The 6,851-nt window shown below is 30.1% G+C and carries 7 protein-coding genes and 1 pseudogene; 1 reads left to right on the top strand and 7 read right to left on the bottom strand.

From position 1 onward, the window contains the following. Window positions 1-162: 162 nt before the first annotated feature. The 3 genes and pseudogenes from V7056_RS20455 to V7056_RS20465 all read right to left on the bottom strand — a co-directional run bounded on the left by V7056_RS20455 (window position 163) and on the right by V7056_RS20465 (window position 3,022). Window positions 163-855, bottom strand: coding sequence for a response regulator transcription factor (locus V7056_RS20455; RefSeq protein WP_499704225.1), 693 nt, complete (start codon window positions 853-855; stop codon window positions 163-165). Further along, window positions 852-1,760, bottom strand: a pseudogene (locus tag V7056_RS20460) (sensor histidine kinase); the annotation flags it as partial. The pseudogene V7056_RS20460 and the gene V7056_RS20455, both read right to left, overlap by 4 nt. A gap of 602 nt (window positions 1,761-2,362) precedes the next feature. Further along, window positions 2,363-3,022: an HAD family hydrolase gene (locus tag V7056_RS20465; RefSeq protein WP_499704226.1), complete on the bottom strand. Its 660-nt coding sequence runs from the start codon at window positions 3,020-3,022 to the stop codon at window positions 2,363-2,365. 190 nt (window positions 3,023-3,212) lie between these two features. On the opposite strand from V7056_RS20465, the gene V7056_RS20470 reads away from it, so the two are divergent. Continuing rightward, entirely contained in the window at window positions 3,213-3,575 is a 363-nt protein-coding gene (locus V7056_RS20470) for a collagen-like protein (RefSeq protein ID WP_499704227.1), read from the top strand. A gap of 52 nt (window positions 3,576-3,627) precedes the next feature. Here V7056_RS20470 and V7056_RS20475 read toward each other — a convergent pair whose 3' ends face one another. The 4 genes from V7056_RS20475 to V7056_RS20490 all read right to left on the bottom strand — a co-directional run bounded on the left by V7056_RS20475 (window position 3,628) and on the right by V7056_RS20490 (window position 6,779). Further along, a complete protein-coding gene (locus tag V7056_RS20475; protein ID WP_499704228.1) occupies window positions 3,628-4,230 on the bottom strand; it encodes a GGDEF domain-containing protein in 603 nt (200 codons plus the stop codon). After that, the gene (locus tag V7056_RS20480) at window positions 4,131-5,096 is read right to left on the bottom strand and encodes a LytS/YhcK type 5TM receptor domain-containing protein (protein WP_499704229.1); all 966 of its coding nucleotides are present in this window, start codon (window positions 5,094-5,096) and stop codon (window positions 4,131-4,133) included. Before V7056_RS20480 ends, V7056_RS20475 begins: the two co-directional genes overlap by 100 nt. A 155-nt stretch (window positions 5,097-5,251) precedes the next feature. Beyond that, window positions 5,252-5,785, bottom strand: coding sequence for a GNAT family N-acetyltransferase (locus V7056_RS20485; RefSeq protein WP_499704230.1), 534 nt, complete (start codon window positions 5,783-5,785; stop codon window positions 5,252-5,254). A 70-nt stretch (window positions 5,786-5,855) separates the two neighbouring features. Beyond that, complete coding sequence (locus V7056_RS20490; protein ID WP_499704232.1) at window positions 5,856-6,779, bottom strand: DMT family transporter; 924 nt, start codon at window positions 6,777-6,779, stop codon at window positions 5,856-5,858. Window positions 6,780-6,851: the final 72 nt, after the last annotated feature.

Below are 6,851 nucleotides of genomic sequence, written 5' to 3' on the forward strand. Positions count from 1 at the left end.
ATTCCTCCATTAATACTTTATGTCTCAAATCATAATCAATAAATATAAAACAACTATTATTAAATCCTTAAATTTTTCTTAAATAAAATCAGATTCGTTCCTATCTGTAAAATATACATTTATTAATAAAAAAAAACCGCCAAACTTTATTGTTTAGCGGTTTTACATATTTGGTTTAAACAGATATCCCGCACCCCATACGGTTTCTATATAATCTGGATTTGAAGGGTTTTTTTCAATTTTTTCACGTATTTTTCGAATATGTACAGTCACTGTTGAATTATCACCAATTGAATCAAAACCCCATATTCGATCAAATAAATGATCTTTACTAAACACTTGATTCGGATTTGAAGCAAGAAAGGTTAGTAAATTGAATTCTTTAGTTGTAAAGATTTTTTCCTCTCCTTCAACGAAAATTTTTCGTGACTGTTGATTGATCAATAATCCCCCGACCTGTAATTGATTGTCATTTTGATCCTTTTGGACTAAACGATTATATCTTGATAAATGTGCCTTTACTCTCGCTACTAACTCACTTGGACTAAATGGTTTGACAATAAAGTCATCAGCACCTAAACCAAAGCCTCGTATTTTATCAATATCATCAGTTTTAGCTGAAACCATTAAAATTGGAATCTCTTTACTTTCACGAATTTTTTTACATATTTCATATCCATTCGTATCCGGTAGCATGATATCTAATAATATAAGGTCAAACTGTTCATGAAGGGCTTTATTCAAGCCTATTTCACCATTTGTCTCTATTTCAACTATCATTCCATCAATTTCTAAATAATCTCTTTGAAGCTCAGCAATGCTTTGGTCATCTTCTATGATTAAAATTCTGTTCATACTATCTCCTTATTACCAGTGACCTTATTTAAAGTAAGATAAATACTTGTAAATACCCCTTCTTCACTTTCTGCCCACACTTGTCCACCATGTTCTTCAATAATTCGTTTTACAATTGCTAGTCCAAGTCCTGATCCACCACTCATTGCATTTCTAGACTGATCTACACGGTAAAATTGATCAAAAATATAAGGTAAAACTTCTTCTGGAATTCCTTTTCCATTGTCGGTACATTTAATAATCACTTTTTCATTTTCTTCAATTAATTTTATCGATATACTTTTTTCTGACTTATCCATATATTTTAAACTGTTTTGGATCATATTCGTAAATACTCGCTTAAATTGTTCTCTTTCCATTATTACGATCATGTCATTTTGTTTGCTAACATTTTCATAAGTAATCATGACTTGAATATTGTCTAAATCAAACTGCAACTCTTCAATTCGATCTAATAAATAATGATGGATATTCACTTCTTCAAAATGGAATGGTACACGCTTTAAATCTAATTTCGAATATAAGAAAAGTTCATCAATTAAATTATCCATGTGTAAAGTTTTAGTATGAATGGTTTGGATATACTTTTCCATTTTCTCAGGTGTATTGGCAATACCATCTTGAATTCCTTCTACATATCCTTTAATTGAAGTCATGGGCGTTTTAAGGTCATGAGATATATTTGCAATTAATTCTTTTCGATTTTGTTCATACTTTTGTTGTATTTCGGCGGATTCTTTTAGGCTTTGTCTCATTAATTCAAAATTTTGTGCTAGTTGTCCGATTTCATCCTTACGATAGGGTTCAATTTGAAAATCAAGATTGCCATCTCGAATTTTTCTTGCAGCATCATTTAAGCCTCTAATCGGTTTTATGATACTTCTTGATACAAAATAAGACAGTAATGCATTCGTAATGGCAAAGATCGGGATGATGATACCAAAACGGAAAAAATAAAATGCATGTGTCCGTTGCCCACTTTCTGTTGGATCAAAAGAATTGAGGAAAAACATGTCTAAGATTATTTGTAAAAGAATAAAAGTTATAATTGGTATAACAATCATTGCAATATTTGATAATATCAATCGTTTACGTATTGACAATTTACAACCAACTTTCATGTTTAAATAATTTAAGAGTAAATGTCTTAAAGCTATTGTAAATCTTAAACATAAAAAATTAAATGGACCTTATATAAATCTTAAGTAATTCTTAAATCTGCTCAATTAATATTAAAATAACAATTTAATAAGCACTTAAAAAGAGGCTGTCACAAAGTCAATTTGGCATGTGAAGCCTCTTTTTAAAGATAATTGCGTTGATCACTTAATTTTTCGTTTTCTCCATGGTAAGAGTATCTGTTAGGTATACTCTTAATTCCTTTTAACTTATAAATCTTAATTCCTATTTATATAAGGTCCGTTTGAGAATTGTTTTAAAAATATTTATGTAATAATTAATTCAAAATTTATAAGCATAGTTTCTTAGTTTAATATGATTAAATTAATTAAAACTGTTCAATGATTGATGGAATTTCTAATAAATCATCGATCAGGAATTCCGGTTGAAAGTCGTTCCAGTATATATCTTTTTTCCAAATTACTTTCATACCAATATCTTTCGCTCCATTATAATCATTTTCAGGGTGATCACCAATATAAATTGCTTCATCTGGGTGTACATCAAAAAATGTTAGCGCACGATGAAACAGTAATGGATTTGGTTTGCTTATTCCTTCTTTTTCTGAAATTAAAATGAGTGAAAAGTGAGATTCTAAACCTAATTTATTCACAATATTCATTTGAAACTGTTCTTTTCCATTTGTAATGAGTCCTAATTTAAATGATTTTTGCTTCAATTCATGTAACATGTCATAAAGATTCGGAAAAGGTACACAGAAAAGATGAAAATTTTGTATATAATCCTCCAATAACTCTTCACACTTTACACCTTTAATTTCGAATTCTTCAATTAATTGTTTATATACTTGATCTTTCCATACATACCCTCTATCATCTAATTCTATAAATTTTGTACGATAGGTATCTATTGAAATATGTGAGAAATATTTAGTAAACCGTTTATATTGAGCATTTATAAACCGGATCAGTGATGCGTGACGATTTAAAAGTGTACCATCTAAATCAAAAAGAACAACTTTTATCAATGAAATTTACCTCCTTAAGTGTGTTAACACGAAAGTTTAATTGTATGCAATTTTCTATGTATTGTTATCTTGATTGTAATCTAATTTTTATCGAAAGCGTAATAATATATAGTTATTTAACCTTTCGCCCAAACAATCGCACCCAATTTCTCATACTTTATAAAGATTGATAACGAAGGAGTTGATATGAATGGATTATTATCCACACTATAGAGTGTTTCCAGGATTCCCTGGTCAACCGGGTCAATTTCCAGGCCATCCTGGAGGACAGTTTCCAGGACATCCAGGCGGCGGGCAACAAGGTGCACCAACATCCCCACCACCATCATTTGTACCTCAACAATCAAGTGCAAGTGCATTTGCAATAGATCCTGGAGCAATTGCAGGTTGTCGATTTAGAAATACTTACGTATGGCTAAATAATGGCGAAGCTTTTTGGTTTTTCCCGACATTTGTAGGACGTCGATCAGTTGCGGGTTTTAGATGGTTCGGATTTTTCTGGTCATACTTTGGTATTGATACAAACCGTATTAGATCGTTTACTTGCTTCTAAAAACTATAAAAAAATCCTTGTGCATATAGCTCACAAGGATTTTTTTCTCGTATTAGGCAAATATTTCATTTTCGATATGATAGAAATGAACTTGATTTCTTCCGTTTAATTTCGCAGTATACAATGCTTTATCAGAGTAATCGATTGCATCTTCCATTTTCATCGATATATTAGGAACCAATGACACGACACCTATACTAATAGTAACGAATTGATTTACACCTGAATTCATATTCGGAATTTGAAGGTCTAATACACTATTCCGTATCTTTTCAGCAATAATGTATGCTCCCTTTTTATCCGTATCACATATTCCGATGAATTCTTCACCGCCAAATCTTGCACAGAAATCTGAAGTTTCATCTATTATTTTAGAGACGGTATTCGCAACAATCTTTAAACACTTATCTCCTTCTAAATGACCATATGAATCATTAAACTTTTTAAAAAAGTCTATATCAAAAATGATCAGGGATAACGGTTTTTGTGATGCTTGCGCCTCTTCCCATTTTAATTTATACATTTCTTCAAAATAACGCCTGTTAGGTATCCCTGTTAAACCATCGGAAATAGATAATTGATGAAGTAATTTATTAGCTTGTTGTAATTTTCTTTCCGTTTTTTTTTGCTCGGAGATATCTCTAAAAACGACCATGGTCGCTTCTTTAGTTTCATAAGTAATATTAGATTCGGAGAATGATAGATCCACTGCTTTTCCATCAAGACGGGTATAGTTAATATCATTTTGTGCGATAGAATCCCGAAATTGACTAAATATTTCNNNNCTAATAAATGAAATATGTTTAGACCGATTAAATCCTTTGATTTTTCCGTACCTAATAATGTTCCTGCTTTTTCATTCGCTAACATGATGATTCCGTTTTTATGAACAAAAATCCCATCAGGTGATGTTTCAATTAAGCTTTTATATCTTTCTTCACTTTCTTTTAATGCAAGCTTTATTTCTTCATTTCTATTTAAAAAGCTGATAAACACTGCTAAAAATAGACCACCAATCAAAACAAAACTTTCACATATTGGCATGATTGGGAAAAGTTGATATGAATATTTTATATGTTGATAAATGAAGAACGAACTACTTAGAATCATTACGCATAGAATCATATACATCCATTTAATCCAATAATTTTTTACAAACTTTGAAATGAATCCACTAATGATCACATTAACGGAAATCGTAATGAATGCAAAAATCGACCCTTCATTAATTCCAAAGTAAGACATTCGAAAAGCTACAATGATCATTGCAGTAATAATAGCTGCTCTAAAGCCACCAAAATACACTGCTGATATAATAGCTAGTTGTCTAAAATCTAAAATGTTAATTTCAAAGACTTGAATTCCAAACAAAATTAAGATAATGCCGAAAATACCATGTATTATACCCACTACAATTTGAAACTTATTTGGAAATTTTTGCCGTAATATATTTTGAAGTCTATGAAAGCTAAACAAGAAAAATATGAATAACGAAAAATTTAAAAACAAATCTTTTATCATCTTTAGCACCTATTTACATTTAATATAGCTGTTCGAGGACTTTGTTCCTATTGGAAAATTCATTAGCTAGCGAAACTCCAATAATGCAACAAACCTTTCACAAAAAGGCATTAATAAAAAATACAACATGTACGAAATAAAATACAATCAAGGATTTATAAAAACAATCCCATTAAGACAGTATGATTGTATCGTCCATCAATAAAAGTATCTTCTTTTATGACTCCTTCAATCTCAAAACCTAGTTTTTTATATAAGCGAATGGCTTTAGTATTGTCTTCATTACACGTCAATTGAATTTTTCTCGTGATGGTATTTTGTTTTGCCCATTCAATTAGGTATTCCATTAAACTATTTCCTAGTTGTAATCCCCAATATTCTTTTTTTATAACGATACCTAATGTTCCAACATGCTTTGTACGTGCTGCTTGACTAGAATGAATTGACGCAATACTGATGATTTGTTCATTTAATGTAACTAATAGAATGCTTGTGTTTTGTTGTTCTTTTGAATTCGTTAAGAATGTTTTATATTCATCAAGATCTCTTTTAAATTCATTTTCGCCAAAGGATAGAAAATTTGTTTCTCCTCCGACAATATTGTAAAAATCAATAATTGATTGGGCGTCCTCATTAGAAGCTTCCCTTACGGTTACAATCAAATCGTTTTTTAACTTTATTTTGAACATGTCATTGACTCCTTTTCAAACAAAAAAGAGCCGCATTTGCAGCTCACTACTTCGTATATTATTGAATAAATTATTTTTCATTATTTATCATATCATATTGCAAATGATTTTCCATTTTATTCTCTATCAATTTTTTCTTTTCACTTGTAATGACAACCATTGCAGCTCCAAGTAAAACGATCGTTCCTCCAACTAATTGTAATAATTTCATATTTTCGTTTAAAAGGATAGTAGAAAAAATAATCGTAATAACTGGTTCAACCATACTTAATATAGCGCTTTTTGTTGGTCCTATTAATCTAATGCCAGCAAAAAAAGATGCCATTGAAATAACACTCGAAATGATTGAAATGCAAAGAATCGATAACCAACCAACAATACTAAAATGAAATTGAAGTGTATTCGTAGTCAAACCCACAACTAAAAATGAAATTGCAGCAAACAAAGCTATAAATGCACTTGTCACTAGAGGTGGTACTTGTAATGTCACTCTACCACCTACAATAATATAAATTGAGTATACAATTGCAGCACCTAATGCTAGAGTAATGCCAAATAAATTCATATGATCTGTTGGAGTTCCTAAAACTAAAAGAATACCCAAAAGTGAAATAATCATGGAAATAATCATAAATTTTGTTAGTTTTTCTTTATTAACAAAAAATGAAAGGATTGCAACAAAAACAGGATATAAGTATAAAATCAATGCAGCTAAAGATGCTGGTATGTACTTGATCGAACTAAAATAAAAACTAGATTGTAAAGTATACAGTATGCTTCCTAGAAGAAAGAATATGATGAATTGTTTCTTCGTGATTGAAACAAAACCTTTCTTCATAAATAGATAACTAAAAAAGATGATCGAAGCAAATGAGAATCGTAGAAATAACAATGTATTTACACTAACTTGATGATCATATGCATAAATTGCAAAAATAGGCATCAAACCAAATGCTGTCGCTGACAAAAGTATTAAAAAATATCCTAAATACATCGAGATTCCTCCTAGATATGTATACAACCAAAAATATTTTGAATTTTTAATTAATTAAAGTGTAACATACAT

Source organism: Bacillus sp. JJ664, assembly GCF_036962205.1.
Classification (GTDB): Bacteria; Bacillota; Bacilli; order Bacillales; family Bacillaceae_G; genus Gottfriedia.